Raw genomic sequence first — 22,140 nt, forward strand, 5'->3', positions numbered from 1 at the left:
TCCTGCGAGCCTGGGCGCTGGGCCTGGGGACGCGGATGGAGCGCGAGGACGATCTCAGCCAACTGGTGCGCTTGAAGCAGGAGGAGGCGAGGGGTAAGGGTTCTCACCCCATTTTTGCGAAGGTTTTCCAATGGCTCAGGGCAAGAACCCCATCGATCCCGTCAAACTCGACCGACTCGCCGAAGTCGCGATCAAGGTAGGTCTGCAGCTTCAGCCGGGGCAGGATCTGGTGATGACGGCGCCGATGTCGGCGCTGCCGCTGGTGCGCAAGATCACCGAGCATGCCTACAAGGCCGGGGCCGGCATCGTGCAGCCGGTCTTTTCGGACGAGGAGATCACTCTCAACCGCTATCGCTACGCGGCGGACGCGAGCTTCGACAAGGCGCCGGGCTGGCTTTTCGAAGGCATGGCCAAGGCGTTCGACGGCAATGCGGCGCGCCTCGCGATTTCTGGCGACAACCCGATGATGCTCGCGACGCAGGATCCGGCCAAGGTGGCGCGCGCCAATCGCGCGACGTCGATGGCCTACCGCCCGGCGCTCGAAAAGATCACTGGCTTCGACATCAACTGGAACATCGTTTCCTACCCCAACCCGGCCTGGGCCAAGCTGGTCTTCCCCGACGACGAGGAGGAGGTGGCGATCGGCATGCTGGCCGAGGCGATCTTTGCCGCGTCGCGCGTCGACCGGGACGATCCGATCGCCGAGTGGAAGGCGCACAACGCCCGGCTCAAGGAGCGCTGGACCTGGCTCAACGGGCATGCCTTCTCCGCCCTGCACTATACCGGCCCGGGCACGGACCTGACCATCGGCCTCGCCGACGAGCATCGCTGGAAGGGCGGCGCCTCGGAGGCGAAGAACGGCATTACCTGCAACCCGAACATCCCGACCGAAGAGGTGTTCACCACCCCGCACAGCCAGCGCGTGTCGGGCTATGTGCGCTCGACCAAGCCGCTCAGCCACAACGGCACGCTGATCGCCGATATCGAGGTGAAGTTCGAGGGCGGGCGGATCGTCGAAGCCAAGGCATCGAAGGGCGAGGCGGTGCTGCAGAAGGTGCTCGACACCGACGAGGGCTCGCGCCGGCTCGGCGAAGTGGCGCTAGTGCCGCATTCGTCGCCGATCAGCAAGTCGGGCGTGCTGTTCTACAACACGCTGTTCGATGAAAACGCGGCGAGCCACATCGCGCTCGGCCAGTGTTACGCCGACTGCTTCATCAACGGCACGAAGATGACGCCCGATGAGATCGCGGCGCGCGGCGGCAACAAGAGCCTGATCCATATCGACTGGATGATCGGCTCCGACCAGATCGATATCGACGGGATCAAGTCCGACGGCAGCAAAGTTCCGGTGATGCGCAAGGGCGAATGGGCCTGAAGTAACGGGCAAAACCTAACCTTGCGCTCATCATGCCTTAACCATCGGCGCAGTTGTCACTGGCTTGCGGGGATTTCAGCACCCCGCGATTAATCCTTTGGCTTGTTCCGCTGCATAGCATCGGGGCGAGGTAGAGGGTCCTATGTCGAAACGAGCAGGCGAGCCCGACAGCAGGGGTCGCGGCAACGAAGAGGCCGCGGCCGAACTGTTGCGCCAGATCGGCGACAAGGTCGGCATTTCGGTGTGGACCTGGCATGCGCCCACGGACCGAGTCTATCACTCCACCACCACCACCCGTGGCGAAGCGCTCAACCAGGGCGTGCCACTGGCCAACGCGCTGGCGCGGCTGCATCCGGGAGATCGGGCCCGGGTGCGGCGCAGGCTGCATGCGGCGGTGCGAAGTGGCAAATCGGGCGCGTTCAGCTTTCGCGGTGAGCCGCGCGGCAATGAGATTCGCGAATTCAGCGCGACGCATTTCCCAGCCGGGGTCAACGAAGTCCAGGTGATCGTGCAGGATGTCACCCGCACGCGGCGTGCCGAGAAGGCGCTGCGCGAGAGCGAGGACCATTACCGCAACGCGGTCGCGCTCAATCCCGAGGTGCCGTGGCTGGCGGACGCCGAGGGCAATATCATCGAGTTCGGCCCGCGCTGGCTCGAGATGGTCGAGATCACGGCCGAGGAAACGCTTGGCCAGGGCTGGGCGCGCGCTCTCCACCCCGACGACCTTGCTCCGACGCTTGAAAACTGGGGAGCGGCACTGCGCTCAGGCGAGCCTGTCGACGTCGAATACCGGATCAGGCTCAAGAGTGGCGAGTACCGCTGGATGCGGGCCCGCGCGGCCCCCCGGCGCAACAAGCAAGGCGCGATCATCCGCTGGTACGGCACGCTCGAGGACATTCACGACCGGCGCATGGCCGAGGCGGCGCTGCGCGAGAGCGAGACCTTTGCCCGCTCGATCCTCGAAGCCAGCACCATGGCGATCGAGGTGCTCGACGCGGAAGGCCGGCTGATCTTCATGAACGGGCCTGGCATGAAGATCATGGAGGTCGCGGACTTCGACCGGATCCGCGGACAGCCGTTCGAGACGTTCTGGCCCGACACAGTGAAGCCCGCAGTGGCGAGCGCAATCGCAGCGGCGCGCGAAGGACGCACTGTGCGCCAGACGCTTTACGGGCCGACTGCCAAGGGCAAGCCGCGCTGGTGGGACTTCTCGGTCTCGCCGATTTACGACGATGCGGGCCGGGTGGCGCGCCTCCTCACCTCGTCGCGCGATGTCACCGAGGCCAAGCACAATGCCGACGAGATCACACACCTGGCGCGGCACGACACGCTGACGGGCCTGCCCAACCGCAACCATTTCCAGGAGGAGCTCGATACGGCGCTCGCCGGGCTTGGGGACCATAGCCTCGCGGTGCTGTCGATCGACCTCGACGACTTCAAGCAGATCAACGACTCGATGGGGCACCTGGCCGGTGACGCATTGCTGCGCGCCGTGGCCGGGCGGCTGCGCGCCAGCACCGATCGCCGCGGCCTCACGGCCCGGCTCGGCGGCGACGAATTCGCCGTGCTGCTGCGGGCCAAACACCCCGACGAGGCGGCGCAGCTGGCGCAGGCCATTCTCGGCGCAATTACAAAACCCTTCTCACTCGAGGGCGAGACCGTCCATATCGGCGCCAGCATCGGCATCTCGATGGCGCCGCGCGACGGCCGGAGCGGCGACAGCCTGCTGCATGCTGCCGATCTCGCTCTCTATCGGGTCAAGGCCAACAAGGGCCGCGACTATCGCTTCTTCGAGGCGGCGATGGACGAGGCGCTGCGGCAGCGCCGCGAGATGAAGCGCGACCTGTCACTGGCGCTCGGACGGGGCGAACTGTCCGTCGTCTACCAGCCGCAGGTCGAGGTCGGGAGCGGCCAGCTGGTCGGGTTCGAGGCGCTGCTGCGCTGGACCTGCCCGAAGCGCGGGCCGGTGTCGCCGATGGAGTTCATCCCGCTGGCCGAGGAGAGCGGGCTGATCGACGAGATCGGGCTCTTCGTGCTGGAGACGGCCTGCCGCGAGGCCGCGAAATGGCCGGCCGCCGTGTCGCTGGCGGTGAACATGTCCGCCGTGCAATTCCGCAGCCACGCCATCGTCGGCCTCGTGACCGATACGCTGCAGCGCAACGGGCTCGCGCCGGAGCGGCTGGAACTCGAGATCACCGAGACGGTGCTGCTGAGCGAGAACGCCGAGGCGCTGGCGGCGCTCGGGGAATTGCACCGGCTCGGCATCCGCGTGGCGCTCGACGATTTCGGCACCGGCTACTCGTCGCTGAGCTATCTGCGCCGTTTCCCGTTCGACAAGATCAAGATCGACCGCTCCTTCGTCGCCGATCTGCCGGAAGCCGAGGGCTCGCACGCCATCGTCAGGGCGATCATCGGTCTCGGCCGTTCTCTCAAGACCCGGGTTACTGCCGAGGGCGTCGAGACCTGGGAACAGTTGCTGCTCCTCAGGGCCGAAGGCTGCAACGAAGCACAAGGGTATCTCTTTAGCCCGCCAGTCCCGGCCGGGGCGGCACTTGAACTAGCGCGGGCGGGCCTCCCCACACCAGAACGGCACGCCGAAGTCTGGCAGAACCGGGCTTGACGCTTAGCTTCATGACGCGAACCAAAGTTTAACCGGCGCCGGGCTAGCGTCCCTACGCAATAACCCCCGCTGCCCCGGGCCGAAATGTTCGACAAACAGCTGATAGCCACTTCGTCGGAGTCACTCGCGCTGATCGAGCCAGTGCCGGCCATTGCCGACGCCGAGCGCGCCCTGCAGCTGCTCGAGCAGCACGAGGGCTTCGGGCAGTGGAAGATCATCTTCCCCGGCACGGTGCTGCTCTCGCCGCAACTGGTGGAGGTTTATGGCCTCGCCGCCGACGGAGCGGTGCCGCTGCAGGACATGGTGAAGCTCTATTGTGCCGAAGATCGCGGCAAGCTGCTGATGCTGATCGCACAATCGCTGCAGGACCGGCGCGGCTTCCGCTGCCGGCTGCGGATCGAGCGTCGCGACGGCCAGACGCGGATGCTCGAGACCATAGCCGACCTGCGAGTCCGCGACGGGCGGGTGACGGAATTGTTCGGCCTCAGCCGCGACGTCACGGCCGACATGGAGGCCGAGCTCAGGAACGAAGGCCGGCTGCAGCTGGTGCAGGATCTCGTCGGCGCCCTGCCCGCGCCGATCGTCGTCCTCGACGACAGGCTGCGCGTGATGGACTGCTCGGTCCACTGGCTCAAGGCACACCGGTTCGTCGAACGGCGCGAAGTGGTGGGGAAGACCCTGCAGCAGCTCTTTCCCGAGACCCCGGCCGAGCAGGCTGCCGAGTATGAGGCAGCGCTCAAGGGCCAGACGATCAAGACCAGGCGCACCTTTACCAGCCCGACGACCGGAGCCCCGGTGCAGTTCGCCACGGTGATCGCACCGTGGTTCGTCTCCGACCGCAAGGTGGGCGGGCTCACCATGGCCATCGGCTGGTCCGAGATCGCGACGGTCAAGGGTGCGGCGGCAGCGCCTCAGGTGATGGAAGGCTTCGACGGCGGCCTCCTCGATATGCTCAAGCAGGTCGTGTGATCGGCGCTTGATGCGCCCCGCGTTTTCCCCGATTGAAGCGGCATGAACCTGCCGCCCCTTCCCATCGACGAGGCCCTGCCCGGGCTGAAACTCGCACTTGCGGCCGGGCCCTATGCCGTGCTGGTCGCGCCGCCGGGGGCGGGCAAGACGACCCGGGTGCCGCTGGCCTTGCTCGATGCGCCGTGGCGCGGCGACGGCAAGATCGTGATGCTGGAGCCGCGGCGGCTGTCGGCGCGGGCGGCGGCGCGGCGGATGGCGCAGACGCTGGGGCAAGAGGTCGGCGCGACCGTCGGCTATCGGGTAAGGCTCGACGCAAAGGTCAGTGCGAAGACTCGGATCGAGGTGGTGACCGAGGGTGTGTTCACCCGGATGATCCTCGACGATCCGGAGCTCAAGGGCGTGGCCGCGGTGCTGTTCGACGAATTCCACGAGCGCAGCCTCGATGCCGACCTCGGCCTGGCGCTGGCGCTCGATGCCGGGGCGCTGCGGGACGATCTACGCGTGCTCGTCATGTCGGCGACGATCGACGGGGCGCGGGTGGCGGAACTGCTCGATGGCGCGCCGGTGGTGGTATCCGAGGGGCGGGCGTTTCCGGTCGAGACGATCTGGCGGGATCGCGATCCGCAGGCGCGGATCGAGGATCAGGTGACGAGCGTGGTGCTCGAGGCGCTGCGGGAACAACCGGGCTCGGCGCTGGTGTTCCTGCCGGGCCAGGCCGAGATTTCGCGGGTGGCGGAGCGGCTCGCGGGCCGGGTGCCCGGGGATGTCGAGATCGCACCGCTCTACGGCCAGTTGACGCCGGAGGAGCAGGATCGCGCCGTGCAGCCGGCGCCGAAAGGGCGGCGCAAGGTGGTGCTGGCAACCTCGATCGCCGAGACCTCGCTGACCATCGAGGGCGTACGGATCGTGGTCGACTCGGGGCTGCGGCGTGCACCCGCCTACGAGCCGGCGACCGGGCTGACGGTGCTCGAAACGCGAAAAGTGTCGCGGGCTGCGGCGGACCAGCGGCGGGGGCGTGCGGGTCGCGTCGAGCCAGGCGTCTGCTATCGGCTGTGGGCCGAGGGGCAGCACGCGGCGCTACAGGCGTTCGATGCGCCAGAAATGCTCGAAGCGGACCTGTCGGGGCTGGCGCTCGACCTTGCCGGCTGGGGAGTGACCGATCCGGCGCAGCTGAGATTTCTCGATCCGCCGCCGGGACCGGCGTGGAACGAGGCGGTCGGGCTGCTGAGGGGGCTCGAGGCGCTCGACGTCGAGGGCCGGATCACCAGCGAAGGCAAGGCGCTGGCGCGGTTGCCGCTGCATCCGCGGCTCGGGCACATGATCCACCGCGCGGCGGAGGAGGACGATGCATTGGCGGCGGCGGAGCTCGCGGTGCTGCTGAGTGAGCGCGGGCTCGGCGGGGACGGCACCGATCTCGCCCACCGGCTCGACCGGTTCCGGCGCGAGCGTAGCAAGCGGGCGGATGAAGCGCATGGGCTGGCCCGGCGCTGGGCGCAGATGGTCGGCAATACCGGCACTGGCGGCGAAGTGGGGCGGCATCTGGCGCGGGCCTATCCCGACCGGGTGGCGCAGCAGGCAGGGGCGCGTGGGCGGTATCGGCTGGCCAATGGTCGGCAGGCCAGCCTCGATGAGACGGACGCGCTGGCGGCGGCGCCCTATCTCGTCGTGGCCGACGTGACGGGCGCGGCGGCGACGGGGCGGATCCGGGCAGCGGTGGCGATCACAAGGGCGACGATCGAGGAATTGTTCGCAAGCCAGATCGTCGACGAGACGGTGATGGCGTTCGACCGCAGCGTGAAAGGCGTGCGGGCGCGGCGGGTGCGGAGGCTCGGGGCGCTGCGGCTTGACGAGGCGCCGGTGGCGATTGCCGATGCCGGGGCCGCGGCGCAGGCATTGGCGGAAGGGATCGCCGGGCTCGGGATCGGGCCGTTGCCGTGGACGAAGGAGCAGAAGGCGTTACGCGAGCGGGCGAGCTATCTGCGGGCGACGATCGGCGAGGAGTGGCCCGACCTGTCGGATGCGGGGCTGGCGGCGGATGTGGAGTGGCTGGTGCCTGGTATCACCGGCAAGACGGCGCTGAGCGAGATCAGTGCCGACGATCTCGCCAGGGCGCTCGAGGGGTTGCTGCCGTGGGGAAAGCGGCAGGAGATGGAGCGCCTGCTGCCATCGCATTTCGATGCGCCGTCGGGATCGCGGCTGCCGATCGATTATGGGGCGGAGAACGGGCCGGCGCTCGAGGTACGGGTGCAGGAGCTCTTCGGGCTCGACAAACACCCGAGCGTTGCAGGCGGGAAAGTGCCGCTACTGCTGGTGCTGCTGTCACCGGCGCACCGGCCGATCCAGACGACGCGCGACCTGCCGGGCTTCTGGCGCGGCAGCTGGAAGGACGTAGCGAAGGATCTGAAGGGGCGGTATCCGCGGCATTATTGGCCGGAGAATCCGGTGGAGGCAGTGGCGACGGCACGGGCGAAGCCAAGGGGGACGTGAGAGGCGTGGTACTTGGTTGCCGCTGCAGTCACCGGCCGTCATCCCGGCGAAAGCCGGGACCCAGTGCTCAGCGCCATCCACCCGCGCGATCTCGCCGACCATGCCGTGAAAGACCGGATGGGTCGGCACCTGTTTGGCCGTCGGAGCAGTGGGTCCCGGCTTTCGCCGGGATGACGGCCGGTTGGAAGTGCTAGCTATTCAGCCCGTCCTGCGGCCTTCAGCACTGCCAGGAACTCGGCGCCATAGCGCTTGAGCTTGCTCTCGCCCACGCCGGAAATGGTCGCCAGCTCGGCCATGGTCTGGGGGCGGTCCATGGCCATTTCGCGCAGCGTCGTGTCGTGGAACACCACGTAGGGCGGCACGCCCTGGGCCTTGGCGATTGTCGCGCGCTCGGCGCGGAGCGCATCGAACAGGGCTTGCGCCGGGCCAGGCAGCGCGACGGCATTCTGCAGCGCCCTCCGGGTTTCGGTGGCCTTGCGAGGGCGATCGCGGCGGAAGGTGATCTTGCGTTCGCCCTTGAACACGGCGCGGGCGTCCTCGGCGAGGTGGAGGGCGCCGAAGGCGTGGTCGACGGTGATGAGGCCCATGGCCGTGAGCTGGCGGAACACCGATTGCCAGGAGCGCTGGTCGAGGTCCTTGCCCTGCCCGAACACCGGCTGATCCTGATGGCTGAACTGGGTGACCTTGTCGGTCACCTTCCCGGTCAGGACGTCGATGATGTGGCCGGCGCCGAAGCGTTGGCCGGTGCGATAGACGGCAGCGAGGGCCTTGATGGCGGCGTCCGAGCCGTCCCAGGTCTCGACGGGCGAGAGGCAGGTGTCGCAGTTGCCGCAGCCGCCGGCATGGGCCTCGCCGAAATGGGCGAGGATGGATTTGCGGCGGCATTCGGGGGTCTCGCAGACGGCGAGGAGCGCGGTGAGCTTGCGGTGCTCGACACGCTTCACTTCGTCCGGCGCGTTGCCCTCGTCGATCATGCGGCGGCGCTGGGCGACGTCGCTCATGCCGTAGCACATCCAGGCTTCGGCCGGCAGACCGTCGCGACCGGCGCGGCCGGTTTCCTGGTAGTAGGCCTCGATGCTCGAAGGCAGGTCCATGTGGGCGACGTAGCGCACGTCGGGCTTGTCGATGCCCATGCCGAAAGCGACCGTAGCGACTAGGCAGAGCGACTCTTCCTTGAGAAACGCGTCCTGGTTGGCGCTGCGCTCCTTGGCGTTCATGCCAGCATGGTAGGGCAGTGCGCGAATGCCCTCCTTGTTGAGCCACTCGGCGGTGGTGTCGACCTTGGCGCGGCTCAGGCAATAGACGATGCCGGAATTGCCCTTGTGGCGGGCGAGGAAGCTCTTCAGCTGCGAGCGGGCATTGTCGCGCTCGACGATCGAATAGCTGATATTGGGGCGATCGAAGCTGGTGGTGAAGACCCGCGCATCGGTCAACCCGAGGCGCTCGATGATGTCTTCGCGCGTGGTGGGATCGGCGGTGGCGGTGAGCGCGATACGGGGCACGCCGGGATAGTCGGCGGCGAGGTTGGTGAGCTCGCGATACTCGGGGCGGAAGTCGTGGCCCCACTGCGAAACGCAATGCGCCTCGTCGATGGCGATCAGCGAGATCGGCACGCCCTGCATCATCGATTTGAAGCCGGGCAGCACCATGCGCTCGGGCGCCACATAGAGCAGGTCGAGCTTGCCGGACTTGAGGTCGCGGAAGGTCTTCGAGGATTCTTCTGAGCTGATCGAGGAATTGAGGGTCGCGGCATTGACGCCGGCCTGGCGCAGGGCTTCGACCTGGTCGCGCATCAGCGCGATGAGGGGGGAGACCACAATGCCGACGCCTTTGCGGGCCAGCGCCGGCACCTGGTAGCACATCGACTTGCCGGCGCCGGTGGGGAAGAGGACAACCGCGTCACCGCCGCCCGACACATGGCGCACGACATCTTCCTGCTGGCCACGGAAAGACTGGTGGCCGAACACCGTGCGGAGAATTTCCGCCGGATCGTGCGGGGTGTCGAACAGCGACTCAAGCATGGGGGCATAGAGTCGGATGGCGGTGGGTGGGGTCAAGGGTTTGTTCGGGGTGATGAGGGAGCCCACGATGCGACCACAATACCGATTGTCATCCCTGCGAAGGCGGGGATCCATTTCGCAGCCCGCGCTGGCGGAGAGTTGGATCCCTGCCTTCGCAGGGATGACAGCTGTTGGTGAGGCGAGATTGTGCCCCTCCCGCCGTCATGCCCGGGCTTGACCCGGGCACCCAGGGATATCGCGGCATCGCGTGGGTCCGCGGATCAAGTCCGCGGATGACGACTGAGAGAGCAGTGGTTGCAGCCGCTTGTTGCCGCTGTCACTCCTGATCGAGGAACTCGAGCGCCGTCGCAGCCAGCCTGGGCTCGGTCATCATGGTGTAGTGGGTGACGCCCGGGAGGATGGCGAGGCGGTTGGCGTTCATACCAGAGCCGTCCCAGAGCGCATCCTGCAGGCCGCCGCCGAGCAGCTCGAAGAACCTGGCAACGTGGCTGGTGCGGACCGCGTCCCAGTCGCCGTAGATCAGCTGGGTCGGAACGGCGAGCTTCGGGACATCGGCCGAATAGTCGTAGTCCCGACCCATGTAGGTCATCTGGTCGAGCAGCTTGGGGAAGTTGACCTCGGGGTCCGGGTTCACGGCGGCGAAGCCCTCGTAGAGCGGGGAGCCCTTCATGCTCTCGGCCAGGCTCGCATTGAGCGAGCGCATGCCCTGCTGATTGTAGTCGTGCCAGCCGGAATAGGCGAAGGGCGCCGAGGCTATGACCAGGCGGTCGACCAGTTCGGGATGGGCAAGCGCGAGGCGCAGGCCGATGGTGCCCCCCATCGAGTAGCCGACGATATCGACCTTGTCGTAGCCGAGCGATTTGATGACCTCGGCGACGTCGGCGGCCATGTTGTCGAAGCTCATGGGGCGGTCGAGCGGACCGGTGCGGCCGTGGCCCTGTGCCTCGATGGCGATCACTTCGCGGGTTTCGGCGAGCTTGGGGAGGAGGGGGCCGAAAGCCTCGATGGTCATCAGGCCGCCGTGCAGCAGGACGAGCGGGGATCCCGCGCCATAGGTGGCGAAGTAGACTTGGCCGCCGGCGACGGGAACGTAGCCGGACTTGGTGGGGGTGGGCATCTGTGTGGCTCCTTGCTGGGCAGTGGCCGGCAGTGCGAGAGCAAAGCCGGCGATGAGGGTGATGGCAAGCACGGTGCGTCTGAGCATGGTGGTTCCTTTCGGGTATGGCTTCGCCAGTCCCCGGTGAGGGGCGGCGGTGGTTGATGAACTGAGAGAGTGCGGCCCCCTGCGCCGGCCGTGCCGGCACCTCCCCCGCCCCGCGGGGGGAGTAAGAGGAGAGGCCGGTGAGTTAGCCTTGGGTCAGCATTTCGACGGCCTTCTGCACGCGGCGTAGTCGTCTCCGGCGCCTTGGCGCCTTCGATGGCGGTGACGTGGGCCTTCTTGTGGCTCGGGGCGAGCTTGTCCCAGGCGGCTTTGGCGACGGGGTCGGCGTCGAGGGCGGCCTGCAGGTCGCCGGGGGCCTCGACGATGCGGGGCTTGTCGTCGAGCAGGACCTCGACCTCGTGGGTCTCGCCGCCTTTGACGCCGGTGATCTTGCGGATGTCGGCGCTGACGCCGATCAGCAGCCTGTCGCCCATGGTGGCGATCTTGCTGCCCCAAGTGTGCCCGGCGAGCGTGACGCGGACGAGCGGGTTCTTGCCGCCGGCGAGGGCGTCGCGCACCTCGGTGGGCACGTCGATACCGGTATTGTTGCCCATCTGGTGGATGTTGGCGGTGAACTTCACTTCTCTCCTCCAAGGGTGCTGAGGTGGGCGGCGAGCTTGTCGTAGCTTTCCAGCACGCCTTCGCGGAAGCCGCGGCGGGTGACGGCGTCCTTGTTGGCGGCGGTGTCGAAATAGGCGTCGAGCGTCAGCCGGGTGCGGCCGTTGCCGATATCGCTGAAGGTGATGACCCGTAGGAAGCTCGGGGGTGGGTTGCCCTCGAATACCGCGTCGTCGAGCTGGGCGTTGCGGTAGACGATCCGTTCGGGCGGGGTAACTTCGAGGAACACGCTATCCGCCGGGTAGTCGCGCCCGTCCGGCCCGCGCATCACATGGTGCCACCGGCCGCCGGGGCGCAGGTCGATCTCGCAGACCGGGTTGGTGAAGCCCTTGGGGCCCCACCACTGGCTCAGATGATAGGGGTCCGAGAAGGCCAGCCAGACGAGTTCGCGCGGAGCATCGAAGATGCGCTCGATCTCGAGGTGGCGGTCGTCGGGGATGGTTGCGAGATCGGGGAGCATTTAGTCGGCCTTCTGGGCGAGTTCGATCAGCAGTTCGTCCATCACGCGGAAGCCGTGGCGCATGCCGATTTCCATGCCGGAGGCGACCATGCCGTCACGATCCTCGATGCTGTCGTAGTTCGAGACGGACTTGTAGTGGGTGATGTCGCCATCTGCCTCAAAGGTGTGGGTCTCGACCAGCGTCTTGCCGAAGAACATGTTCTCCATGCCGAAGGTCCAGACGAACTTCTCGGGCTCATTCACCTCGCGATACTCGCCGATGAAGATGTAGACGTTGCCGCTGGGATCATGCGACTCGACGCGCCATTTGCCGCCGGGGCGGACGTCGAACGAGGTGATGACGTTCTTCTGTCCCTCGGTGCCCCACCAGCGGGCCACGTGCTCCGGCTCGGTCATCACCTTCCAGACAAGACGGCGCGGCGCAGCGAAATCACGGGTGGCGACGACGATGGGTTCGTCGGCGGGGGCTTCGATCTTCAGGTTGTCGATAGGCATTTCTCTCTCCTTTAGTTCCTTCAGGTAATCGGCGAGGCGATCGAGGCTTTCCTCCCAAAATCGCCAGTAGATGACGAACCAGTGTGCGGTTTCGGATTGCAGCCGGGTGCGGCGCAAAGCTTCGCCGTGGCGCTGCCGGACGATCTCCGAAAGCGCGATGACCTTTGGTCGTTCCATTTTTCGCGGCCCAGCCGCCCGATCGCCGGCGTTCCTAAGTGGTCGCGCTCTCGAACCGCAAGAGTCTGCAACTTTTGCTGAGCGCGCTCGCGCCGGCTAGTTCTTCGGGCCGCCAGGCTCTCCCTTCTGCAGTTGGGCGAGGTAATCGCCCAGGCGATCGAGGCTTTCGTCCCAGAAACGGCGGTAGTTCTCGACCCAGTCGGCGACTTCGGCCATCGGGGCGGCTTCGAGCCGGCAGGGACGCCACTGGGCTTCCTTGCCACGCGAGATCAGCCCGGCCTTCTCCAGCACCTTCAGGTGCTTGGATACGGCGGCCATCGACATGTCGTACGGTGCCGCCAGTTCGCCGACCGTCGCCTCGCCCTGGGCCAGCCGGGCGAGGATGCCGCGACGGGTCGGGTCGGCGAGAGCGGAGAGCGTCTGGGAGAGGTGGTCGGCCATGTGAGTCTCGGTCATTCGGCTGCGAGGCGCGAGGGCACGCCGTTGAAGAAGTCGATCAGCGTCGGCGCGATGGCCTCGGCCTTCACTTCGTGAGTCTGGCCCGGGAGCACGACCAGATCGGCGCCGCGGATGGTGTTGGCGCAGAGCGTGGTCGAGTCCTTGAGCACCGGCATGGTCTTCGAACCATAGATGCCGAGCGCGGGTACGCGGATGGACTGCATCCGAGTCTCGGGTGGGGCGAAGCCGTTCACCGCCGCCATGTCGAAGGGGAGGCTCGGCGCCTGTGCGGCGAGCGTCGGCCACATCCTGGTGAGCTTCATGGGCAGGAGGAAGATCGACGGCATGCCGATCAGCTTGGTCATGAAGTAGGCGACGGCGTCGCCGTTCTTGCCCTCGGCGACGAGCCTTTGCACATCCTGCTCGAAGCCGGCGGGAACTTTCCGGGCCTTGGGGCCGACCATGTAGGGCGGCTCGTAGAAGGCGAGGCGGCTAATGGGGAGACCGGCCGCTGCGGCCTCGATGGCGAGGCAGGCTCCGGAGGAGAAACCGATGAGCGCGGGCTTGCCGCCGGCGACATCGATCAGGGCGCGCAGGTCTTCCAACTCGCGCTCGACGCTGTAGTCGGTCGAGGGCGAGGAGTCGCCGCGGGCACGGCGGTCGTAGTGATAGACGCGGAAGTGCTTGCCGAGTTCGGCAGCGAGCTTGTTGCTGGGCCCGAAATGACGGCCGCAGAAGGCGCCTTCGACAAGGATGACGGGCTCGCCCTGGCCATAGACGTCATAGGCGATGGTGGTGCCGTCGGCGGAGATCACGGTGTTCATCGGAAGGCTCCTCAGCTTTGTGTGGCCGCGCCTGCGGCAAGGGTTTCGAGATAGACGTCCAGCTTGTCGCTGGCCTGCAGCACTGTGGTCGCGAAGCCGTGGCTGACGGCCTCGTCGCGGGCGACAAGCGAGGTGAAGCGGACAATGACGGTGAGCGTGGTGCGGCCCGCGACTTCGCCGAGCGTCATTTCGGTGACCATGTTGGGCGGCGGCAGCTCGTCGCCGAAGCGGTAGGCGTCGGGCGCATCACGCCAGACCAGCCGCTCCGGCGGGGTGATCTCGAGATAGGCGCTGGTGTAGCCGTACTCGTTGCCCGAGGCGAAGCGCATCACCTGGCGCCAGTGACCACCGACGCGGAGGTCGAGATCGCTGACCGGATTGCTGGCGCCCTTGGGGCCCCAGAACTGCACGAGATGGGCGGGGTCGGTGTAGCAGCGCCAGACCAGCGCGCGCGGAGCGGCGAAGCTGCGGCGGATCACGATGACCGCCTCGCCGGCCGGCGTCTCGACGCTTGCCAGGTTCGGCTCTCGCCCTTTGATGCTCTCGATGCTGTCCATTTCTGAACCTTACGGTTATTAACTGTATGGTTGAATACTGCACGCAAGGATGCTTGTCAACCGTTCGGTTAAATGAACGTTCAGGCGGGCAGCAGGGCGGCGGAGAGCAGCTTGATGGAACGGCGCCGGTTGTCCGGATCGTTGTCGCCCATCCGGACGGAATCTGGGAAGCGGAGCTCGAGTTCGACGCGGCCATTGGCGGCAGCGGCCAGCCCAGGCGGAATGGCGACGGCAAAATTCTGCGGTGGGTCGGCGGAGACCGTGACGGTGTCGATGAGCACGCCGTTGAAGACGAGCTCGACGCGCTGCGTCGGCTGGCCGTCCTTCTTCACCGCCTGCATGGACAGCTTTAGAACCGCAGGGACGGCGGGTTCGGTGTAAACGAAGCGGAGGCGCGAACTGGTGCCGACGGCATGATTGCCGTCACCCACCGGACCCTCCCAGCCGCAGACGCGGATCGGCTTGGCGATGGCGCCACCGGCGGAGGTGAAGTCGATGGTCGCGCCCAGCGTGTAGGTTCCCGCAACCGGCTGGTTGAGGCACGTCGTGGTCTTATCGATGTAGTAGGCGCGGAAGTCGGGCGACACGTTCGGGTGCAGCATCAGCCAGAATACGGCGAGTTCGAACAGGGCGATGAGCCCGACAAGGACGTAAGTGCCGGTGCGGAGGGCGCTAGACAAGGCTGAGATATCCGGTGAGCCAGCCGATGGTGGTGAAGTAACCCCCGGCGAGGAAGACGAGCAGCGCGATGGCGAAGAGCCAGCGCCTCGAGGCCAGCAGCCGGCAGAACTGAATGGCGAGCGGCGCGAGTCCCGCGGTGAACCGCAGCATCGAGGCCATGCCGGCAAAGAGGGGCGCAGTGAGGCAGAGCAGCGCGAAGATGCCCATGCCGAACTGCCGGCGGACGAGCAGCGTGATGGCGAGGCCGTAGCCGACGAGCGTCCCCAACGCGAGCTGCTGCGAGAACGTCGGCAGGGCGGCGCCGGGAGCCGGATCGAACAGTGCATCGTAGAGGAACATTGGTGGCAGGCCGGACGGCCGGGCCCAGGCGCGCTGCACGTGGCTGAAGGCGATCGCATCGCCGATCCGGAGATGCAGGAACAGCATGTAGGCGAAGAGCCCCAACGGGGCGATGAAGATGGCGAGCAGCCAGTCGGGGCGCTTCAGCACGCCAGGGATGACGTCCCGCCAGGTGCCGCCAGCTTCGCGATGGGCGCGCCAGAGCTCGATGACGATGGCGAAGACGATGAAGCAGCCGACGATGCGGGTCGCGGACAGCAGCGCCGCGAAGATGCCGGCGAGGACGAAGCGGCGCCTTTCCAGTGCGGCGAAGACGCAGGTGGTCAAGAACAGGAACAGCACCTCGGTATAAAAGGTGGTGAACCAGATCGAGAATGGGCCGGCGACGAGGAAGGCCGAGAACAGGCTGTAGGCGCGCAGGTCGCGGCCGAGCAGCGGCCAGGCGACACGGGCCGAGCCGATGCACAGGAGGATGGAGAGGCCCGTAGCCGCGACGATGGTGTCGAGCCCGGTAAGGGCCTTCGCGATCGCGACGAGCATTGGATAGAGCGGGAAGAAGGCCCAGTTGCCGGCGTTGATCAGGGTCGGCGTCGGGAAGCCGTCATAGCCGCGCTCGGCGAGCTTGACGTACCAGTCGCAATCCCACCGGCACATGCCGTCCGCGAAGTTTGCGAGCGACGCATCGGGAACCGTTGCGGCGTATCCTGCATAGCGGATCACCAGCCCCGCGAGCGCAAGCACGACGGGAACGAGGATGAGTACCGCCTCGAGCGGCAAGCTCTTCGGGGAGCGTAAAGCGACGACGTCGCTCATCTGTCGATCCGTGGGGTCTGGAAACGGCCAGAACTCGTAACGTATTGCGGCGAAATCATATCCATTCGGGACATGCATATCTGCCATGCGACAACTTTCGTGGCTCCACGGCGTTGCCGACTTCGTGTTTTGGTGCCCGAGCCCTCCCTCAGCGTAAGCGTATGACGACCACACTTCCTCATCGGCTCGGTCGACGAGCTTTTATTCAGGCCGCCGCGGCAACCGCGGCCCTGCTTTCCACCACTTCCCTAACTCGCGTTGCGTTCGCCCAGGACGCCGACAGCGGCGAGACGTTCGATTTCGACGTCCTGACCGCGAGGATGCTCAAACAGGCGGGCGAGCCGTTCAACGCCGCCGTGCCCGAGCTGCCGAAGCTCTTCGCCGGCCTCGATTACGACAAGTACCGCAAGATCCAGTTCGATCCGCAGCATGCGCGCTGGATCGACAACAATTCCGGCTTCCAGGTGCATGCCTTCCCGATGGGCTGGCTGTTCAAGGAGCCGGTCGGCGTGTTCGAGGTCGCCGAAGGCAAGGCACTGCCGTTCGATTTCTCCAATGCCGACTTCATGTTCTACGACGCCACGATGAAGGCCGATGCGGATGCCGAGGCCTTTCCTGGCATCGCCGGCGTGCGCATCAACTACCCGCTCAACGAGGCCGAGAAGATGGACGAGCTCGTCTCGTTCCTCGGCTCGAGCTATTTCCGCGCGCTGGGCCGCAACAATATCTATGGGCTCAGCGCCCGCGGTCTCGCCATCAACTCGTGGGGACAGGGCGCCGAGGAGTTCCCGCGCTTTTCGAACTTCTGGCTCGAGCGCCCCACCGAGGGCAAGCCGCTGGTGCTCTATGCGAGCCTCGAGGGCCCGAGCGTCACCGGGGCCTATCGCTTCGAGATCACGCCGCCGAGCGATGCTCAGCAGGAAACCATCATCGACGTGACGACGCGGCTCAACTTCCGCGCCGATCTGGCCGAAATCGGGGTGGCACCGCTGACCTCGATGTTCCTGTTCGCCGAGACCAACCGCTCGCGCTTCGACGACTACAGGCCGCAGGTGCATGACAGCAACGGGCTGATCGTCGAGCGCGCCGACGGCCAGGTGTTCTGGCGTCCGCTCAACAATACCGAACTGCTCGGCAATTCGTACCTGTGGGAAAACAACCCGCGCGCCTTCGGGCTCTACCAGCGCGACCGGAGCTTCGAGACCTACCAGGATGCCGGGGCGCATTACGAGCGCCGGCCCTCGGCCCGGATCGAGCCGGTGGGCGACTGGGGCCAGGGCCACGTGCGGCTGGTGGAAGCGCCGAGCCAGCTGGAGGCCGAGGACAATATCGTTGCCTTCTGGATTCCGGCCGAGCCGATCAAGGCCGGCGAAAGCCGCGAGTTCCACTATCGCCTGATCTGGGGTGACCTCAGCCCCAAGGACGACGCACCGCTGGCCCATGTGGTCGAGACGCGCGCCGGCCAGGGCGGCGTGTCAGGCGTCGAGAACGACGAGAAGCTCAGGAAGTTCGTCATCGACTTCGCCGGCGGCGCGCTCAAGGACGTGGCACCCGACGCCAAGCTCGAGATCGCCGCGACGACCAGCGCCGGCGAAATCGTCTCGAGCGCGCTCAGCCGCATCGAGGCGAATGGCGCCTGGCGGCTGGCGCTCGACGTGATGATCGAGGGCGACGCAACCGTGGAACTCAGCGCCAGCATCGCCAATGCCGGCAAGACAATCAGCGAGACGTGGCTCTATCAGTGGCGAGGGCAGGCATGAAGCACGACAATTCTACGCTGTTCTCGGGCGCCCTGCCCGATGCTCCCATGTCGATGCCCAAGCAGGTGCTGGAGCGGCGCCGCAACTCGCTGTTCTCGGCACTGCGCGCGGTCTTCGCCGCGGCCCTGCCCCGCTTCTGACCCATGGCGGTTGACGGAGCCAGACCAATGGCACCGGCGCATCGTATCCGCGTCGTGGCACTGACCGTATCCGGGCTTATCAGCCTCGGAGCGGGCTGGCTCTACATGCGCTTCATCGGCAGCGACGGCACGAACTTCCTCGACGTCCTCCGCACCGCGCTGTTCGTCATGACCGGGTTCTGGCTGGTGTGGGGCGGTACGGCGGGCGTCCTCGGCGCGCTGACCCGCATGCCGCGACAGGAACTGGACGAGACCCCGCCCGAAGCGATGACGGCCATCCTCATGCCGATTTACAACGAGGATGCGGCCGCCAGCTTCTCGCGCGTCGCCGCGATGAACCGCAGCCTCGTGGCGCTCGGGATCGCCGAGAAATTCCACTTCGCCATCCTCTCCGATACCAATCGCGACGAGGTCGCGGCCGAAGAGCTGGTGTGGTTCGCCCAACTGCTGAAGGAGCCGCTGGCCGAGGGCCGGGTGTTCTATCGCCGGCGCGAGCGCAATATCGGCAAGAAGGCCGGCAATATCGAGGACTTCATCTCGCGGTCCGGCGCGGCCTATGAGTTCGCGCTGATCCTCGATGCCGACAGTCTGATGGACGGGGCAACCATCCGGACGATGGTCAAGCGCATGGAGGCCGACAAGCGGCTCGGGCTGCTGCAGTCCGTGCCGGAGGTGATCCATGCGCATTCGATGTTCGGCCGGCTGATGCAGTTCTCGGCGGCCTACCTCTCCCCCTATTTCGCTCGCGGCACGGCGCAGATGCAGGGCGAGGAGGGTCCGTACTGGGGCCACAACGCCATCGTCCGGGTACAGGCCTTTGCGGCGAGCTGCGGGCTGCCGGTGCTGTCGGGCAAGCCGCCGGCGGGCGGGCACATCCTTAGCCACGACTATGTCGAGGCGGCGCTCTTGTCGCGGGCCGGCTGGAAGGTCGAGGTCGACCCCTATCTCACCGGTTCCTACGAAGAAGGGCCGGAGAACCTCATCGAATATGCCAAGCGCGATCGGCGCTGGTGCCAGGGCAACCTGCAGCACCGGCGGCTGCTGGATGCGCCGGGCCTCAAGTTCTGGAGCCGGTTCACCTTCGTCCAGGGCATCATGGCCTACATGGCCTCGCCGCTGTGGCTGACGCTGCTGGCGGCCAGCATTCTCTCGGCGGCGCTACCTGGCCGATACTGGTGGCGCGACGACGAGACGGGGATCTGGGTGCTGGCGGTTGCCGTGGCCGTGGTGCTGCTCCTGCCCAAGCTGCTGATCCTGTTCCGCTCGACACTTTCAGGCCGCAACCGCGCTTTCGGCGGCACGCTGCGCGCCGGGCTGTCGGTGCTGACCGAGATTCTCGTCTCGACGCTGCTGGCGCCGATCATGCTGTGCTTCCAGACCAAGGCGGTGACCGAGATCCTGCTCGGGCTCGATGGCGGCTGGCCGGCGACCAACCGGTCGGAGAGCCGGGTCAGCCTGTCGCTGGCCTTTGCTGCGAGCTGGTGGGTGATGGTCGCGGGCGCCGCCGTGATCGCCATCGGCATCTGCTTTGCGCGCGAACTGGTGCCGTGGCTGCTGCCGGTCGGCCTGCCGGCGATCTTTGCGCCGGTGCTGATCTCCTGGACCTCCAACAGCGCGCGCGAGGGGCGGCAGCCCTTCCTGTTCGTGACCCCGAGCGAGTCGCAGACCGCCCCGGTGATAACAGAGCAGCAGCGCATCTACCTGAGCTGGACGCAGCACGGCCCTGCGCTAGCCGAGGGTGCAGCTACCGGAGTGGCGCATGTCCACGCCTGACACCGCCACACTCGCCCGCGCACCGCTCAGCGAGCGCGTCAAGGGCTGGCTCGAACTGCCCATGGCGGCGAACCGCGCCGGCATTGCTCCCGGCCGCGACGCACGGCTCGACATGTTCCGCGGGCTGGCACTGCTGATGATCTTCATCAATCACGTGCCGGGCACCGCATGGGAGAATTTCACCAGCCGCAATTTCGGCTTCTCCGATGCGGCGGAAGCCTTCGTCTTCATGTCAGGGCTGGCGGCTGGGCTCGCCTATACCGGCCGGTTCATCACCGGGCCGCTGTGGCCGGCGATCGCCAAGGTGTGGGCGCGGGCACGGCAGCTCTATTTCGTCCATCTCACGATCACGATGATCGCGCTCGGCATCTTTGCCGGGGCGGCGCTGTGGTTCGGGCTCTATGACCTCCTCGGCAAGAACAATCTGGCGCCGCTGTTCTCGAACCCGCTCGCGACGATGATCGGGCTGCCGCTGCTGACGCATCAGCTCGGCTATCTCAATATCCTGCCGCTCTACATGACGCTGCTGCTGGTGACGCCGGCGGTGATCGTCCTCGGCCTCCGCTGGCCGGGCCGGACGCTGATCGGCTCGATCGCCGTCTGGGTCGTGGCGGGGCAGTTCCGGCTCAACTTTCCGAACTATCCGGTGCCGGGCGGCTGGTTCTTCAACCCGCTGTCGTGGCAGCTGCTGTTCGTCATCGGCCTCCTCTCGGGCATGGCCATGAAGCAGGGCAAGCGCTTCGTGCCGCGCAGCCCGTGGCTGTTCGGCGCCTGCGCGGCGTTCGTGCTGTTCGTCCTCGCCTGGCTCAAGATCAAGCCGATCGGCAGCGCCGGGCTGCAAACGCTGGGCTGGCTCAGTGGCGTGGGCCTGCCGTTCTACATCACCTGGTTCGACAAGACCTTCCTCGCCCTACCCCGGCTGCTGCATGCGCTGGCGCTGTTCTACGTCTTCGCCTCATTGGGCGGGGTGCGGCAGCTGGCGGAAAGCAAGTGGCTCACCCCGCTGCGGCTGATGGGCCGGCAGGGACTCGCCGTGTTCGCGGTGGGGACCGTGCTCAGCCTTTTGCTGCAGGCGGTCAAGGACGGGATCGAGGCCGACTTCTGGCTCGATACGCTGCTGCTCGGCAGTGGCCTGACGCTGCTCGTCGGACTCGCCTATGTGCTTACGTGTACTCAGGAAATGCACCGCGCCGCGGCAGCCGTACCAGGTAAGTTGCAGGGCAGTTGAGGGGAAGTTTCCCCTCACTTTTCAGAGAGCGTTGCATAACCGTCGCTTTTGCACTTGGCAGCGGTGTTGCGGCTCAACTAGCCTTTCAATGACCTGAGGGAGGGGACTGCCTGTACTCGAGCGCGGGAGCGTTTGATGGCGAGACGGCGACCGCTCTATAGTCGGTCACAAAAGCCCAGAGCCGAACAAGGCTCAGCATGGACGGCACCTAACGGCGTCGATCCCGTCTATGTCGATCTGCCGGGCAGCGAGCCAGGTCCGACGCTGCGGCAACGCGCTGGAACGTGGTGGCGCGGACTCTACGGCAAGCACCAGGGTCCGGTTCTCGTTGGCCTCGGCGCGCTGGTGACCCTGCTGCTCATCGGCACCTACGATTTCATCGCTCCCGACCCGCAGCGCATCTCCGACTGGCAGTTCACCAACGCGGTGAACAAGGTTGTCGACGAACGGCCGCAGGGCCCGTCGGTCGAGTCGCGGGCCTTCGCCACGATCATTCCCTCGGTCGTTCGGGTCGACGGCTATGACGACACGGCGGATGAGCCGACCGCCGCAAAACCAGGCGAGCCGGACAAGCCGACTGCCGAGAATCCGCCGGGCGGCAAGCTCGAAGAGGACTTCCACGAGCAGTTCACCGCCGTCGGCACCGGCGTCGTGATCGACGACCAGGGCACTATCCTCACCAACCTCCACGTCGCTGCGGCGGCGAAGACTTTGCGCGTCACCTTTGCCGACGGCACCGAGTCGCGCGCCATGCTGGTCGGCGCTCGCCCGGACAGCGATCTCGCGATCATCCGGCCGTTCGATCTCCCGGATGAGCTCGTTCCGGCGACGCTGACCGAAAGCACCAGCCTCGTGCCCGGCGATACGGTGGTGGCCGTCGGCTTTCCGTTCGGTATCGGCCCCTCGGCCTCGGCGGGGGTTGTCTCCGGCCTCGAGCGCGCCTTCGCGCAGGAGGGCCAGACCAAGCTCGAGCACCTGATCCAGTTCGACGCGGCGGCCAATCCCGGCAATTCCGGCGGCCCGCTGGTCAATGCCAGTGGCGAGGTGGTGGGGATCGTTACCGCCATCCTCAACCCATCCGGACTTCGCACCTTTGCCGGTATCGGCTTCGCCGTGCCGATCGAAACCGCCGCCGGCGCGGCAGGAGAGAATCCGCTTTAGCCC

At 66.6% G+C, this 22,140-nt stretch carries 18 protein-coding genes and 1 pseudogene; 9 read left to right on the top strand and 10 right to left on the bottom strand.

What is annotated here, in order from left to right; all coding sequences use genetic code 11:
• The first annotated feature begins 130 nt into the window (after positions 1-130).
• From ACOYW5_RS10240 to hrpB, 4 genes are all read left to right on the top strand, one after another.
• Positions 131-1,375 (top strand): aminopeptidase, encoded by a 1,245-nt coding sequence (locus tag ACOYW5_RS10240; RefSeq protein ID WP_423069151.1) that lies wholly within the window; start codon positions 131-133, stop codon positions 1,373-1,375.
• A 142-nt stretch (positions 1,376-1,517) separates the two neighbouring features.
• Positions 1,518-3,995, top strand: coding sequence for a putative bifunctional diguanylate cyclase/phosphodiesterase (locus ACOYW5_RS10245; RefSeq protein ID WP_423069152.1), 2,478 nt, complete (start codon positions 1,518-1,520; stop codon positions 3,993-3,995).
• 84 nt (positions 3,996-4,079) lie between these two features.
• On the top strand, positions 4,080-4,964 hold the full coding sequence (locus tag ACOYW5_RS10250; RefSeq protein WP_423069153.1) for a PAS domain-containing protein: 885 nt from the start codon (positions 4,080-4,082) through the stop codon (positions 4,962-4,964).
• A gap of 42 nt (positions 4,965-5,006) precedes the next feature.
• Positions 5,007-7,451: an ATP-dependent helicase HrpB gene (gene hrpB, locus ACOYW5_RS10255; RefSeq protein WP_423069154.1), complete on the top strand. Its 2,445-nt coding sequence runs from the start codon at positions 5,007-5,009 to the stop codon at positions 7,449-7,451.
• 194 nt (positions 7,452-7,645) lie between these two features.
• Here the strand turns inward: hrpB and recQ are convergent, their stop codons facing one another.
• From recQ to ACOYW5_RS10305, 10 genes and pseudogenes are all read right to left on the bottom strand, one after another.
• Positions 7,646-9,472, bottom strand: a complete 1,827-nt coding sequence (gene recQ, locus ACOYW5_RS10260) for a DNA helicase RecQ (protein ID WP_423069155.1) — start codon at positions 9,470-9,472, stop codon at positions 7,646-7,648.
• 316 nt (positions 9,473-9,788) lie between these two features.
• The gene (locus ACOYW5_RS10265; protein WP_423069156.1) at positions 9,789-10,676 is read right to left on the bottom strand and encodes an alpha/beta fold hydrolase; all 888 of its coding nucleotides are present in this window, start codon (positions 10,674-10,676) and stop codon (positions 9,789-9,791) included.
• A gap of 245 nt (positions 10,677-10,921) precedes the next feature.
• Positions 10,922-11,227, bottom strand: a pseudogene (locus tag ACOYW5_RS10270) (YdeI/OmpD-associated family protein); the annotation flags it as partial.
• 23 nt (positions 11,228-11,250) lie between these two features.
• Positions 11,251-11,751: an SRPBCC domain-containing protein gene (locus ACOYW5_RS10275; protein WP_423069157.1), complete on the bottom strand. Its 501-nt coding sequence runs from the start codon at positions 11,749-11,751 to the stop codon at positions 11,251-11,253.
• Positions 11,752-12,423 carry an SRPBCC domain-containing protein gene (locus tag ACOYW5_RS10280; protein ID WP_423069158.1) on the bottom strand — a complete coding sequence of 224 codons (672 nt, stop codon included), beginning with the start codon at positions 12,421-12,423 and terminating at the stop codon, positions 11,752-11,754. It abuts the gene before it with no gap.
• Positions 12,424-12,519: 96 nt separating this feature from the next.
• Positions 12,520-12,879, bottom strand: a complete 360-nt coding sequence (locus ACOYW5_RS10285; RefSeq protein WP_423069159.1) for an ArsR/SmtB family transcription factor — start codon at positions 12,877-12,879, stop codon at positions 12,520-12,522.
• Positions 12,876-13,685 carry an alpha/beta fold hydrolase gene (locus ACOYW5_RS10290; RefSeq protein WP_423069160.1) on the bottom strand — a complete coding sequence of 270 codons (810 nt, stop codon included), beginning with the start codon at positions 13,683-13,685 and terminating at the stop codon, positions 12,876-12,878. The genes ACOYW5_RS10285 and ACOYW5_RS10290 overlap by 4 nt, the downstream gene beginning before the upstream one ends.
• Before the next feature lie 11 nt (positions 13,686-13,696).
• Entirely contained in the window at positions 13,697-14,242 is a 546-nt protein-coding gene (locus ACOYW5_RS10295) for an SRPBCC domain-containing protein (protein WP_423069161.1), read from the bottom strand.
• Positions 14,243-14,322: 80 nt separating this feature from the next.
• Positions 14,323-14,922, bottom strand: coding sequence for a hypothetical protein (locus ACOYW5_RS10300; RefSeq protein WP_423069162.1), 600 nt, complete (start codon positions 14,920-14,922; stop codon positions 14,323-14,325).
• The gene (locus tag ACOYW5_RS10305; protein ID WP_423069163.1) at positions 14,915-16,075 is read right to left on the bottom strand and encodes a hypothetical protein; all 1,161 of its coding nucleotides are present in this window, start codon (positions 16,073-16,075) and stop codon (positions 14,915-14,917) included. Before ACOYW5_RS10305 ends, ACOYW5_RS10300 begins: the two co-directional genes overlap by 8 nt.
• A gap of 161 nt (positions 16,076-16,236) precedes the next feature.
• Here ACOYW5_RS10305 and ACOYW5_RS10310 point away from each other — a divergent pair, with 161 nt between their 5' ends.
• The 5 genes from ACOYW5_RS10310 to ACOYW5_RS10330 all read left to right on the top strand — a co-directional run bounded on the left by ACOYW5_RS10310 (position 16,237) and on the right by ACOYW5_RS10330 (position 22,137).
• The gene (locus tag ACOYW5_RS10310; protein WP_423069164.1) at positions 16,237-17,835 is read left to right on the top strand and encodes a glucan biosynthesis protein; all 1,599 of its coding nucleotides are present in this window, start codon (positions 16,237-16,239) and stop codon (positions 17,833-17,835) included.
• Positions 17,832-17,975 carry a hypothetical protein gene (locus tag ACOYW5_RS10315; protein ID WP_423069165.1) on the top strand — a complete coding sequence of 48 codons (144 nt, stop codon included), beginning with the start codon at positions 17,832-17,834 and terminating at the stop codon, positions 17,973-17,975. The genes ACOYW5_RS10310 and ACOYW5_RS10315 overlap by 4 nt, the downstream gene beginning before the upstream one ends.
• Before the next feature lie 27 nt (positions 17,976-18,002).
• Entirely contained in the window at positions 18,003-19,748 is a 1,746-nt protein-coding gene (mdoH, locus tag ACOYW5_RS10320; protein ID WP_423069166.1) for a glucans biosynthesis glucosyltransferase MdoH, read from the top strand.
• On the top strand, positions 19,735-20,976 hold the full coding sequence (locus ACOYW5_RS10325) for an OpgC family protein (protein ID WP_423069167.1): 1,242 nt from the start codon (positions 19,735-19,737) through the stop codon (positions 20,974-20,976). Before mdoH ends, ACOYW5_RS10325 begins: the two co-directional genes overlap by 14 nt.
• Before the next feature lie 135 nt (positions 20,977-21,111).
• Positions 21,112-22,137: a S1C family serine protease gene (locus ACOYW5_RS10330; RefSeq protein WP_423069168.1), complete on the top strand. Its 1,026-nt coding sequence runs from the start codon at positions 21,112-21,114 to the stop codon at positions 22,135-22,137.
• Positions 22,138-22,140 lie beyond the last annotated feature (3 nt).

This window comes from Devosia sp. CN2-171, from assembly GCF_049354815.1.
In the GTDB taxonomy this organism is placed as follows: Bacteria; Pseudomonadota; Alphaproteobacteria; order Rhizobiales; family Devosiaceae; genus Devosia_A.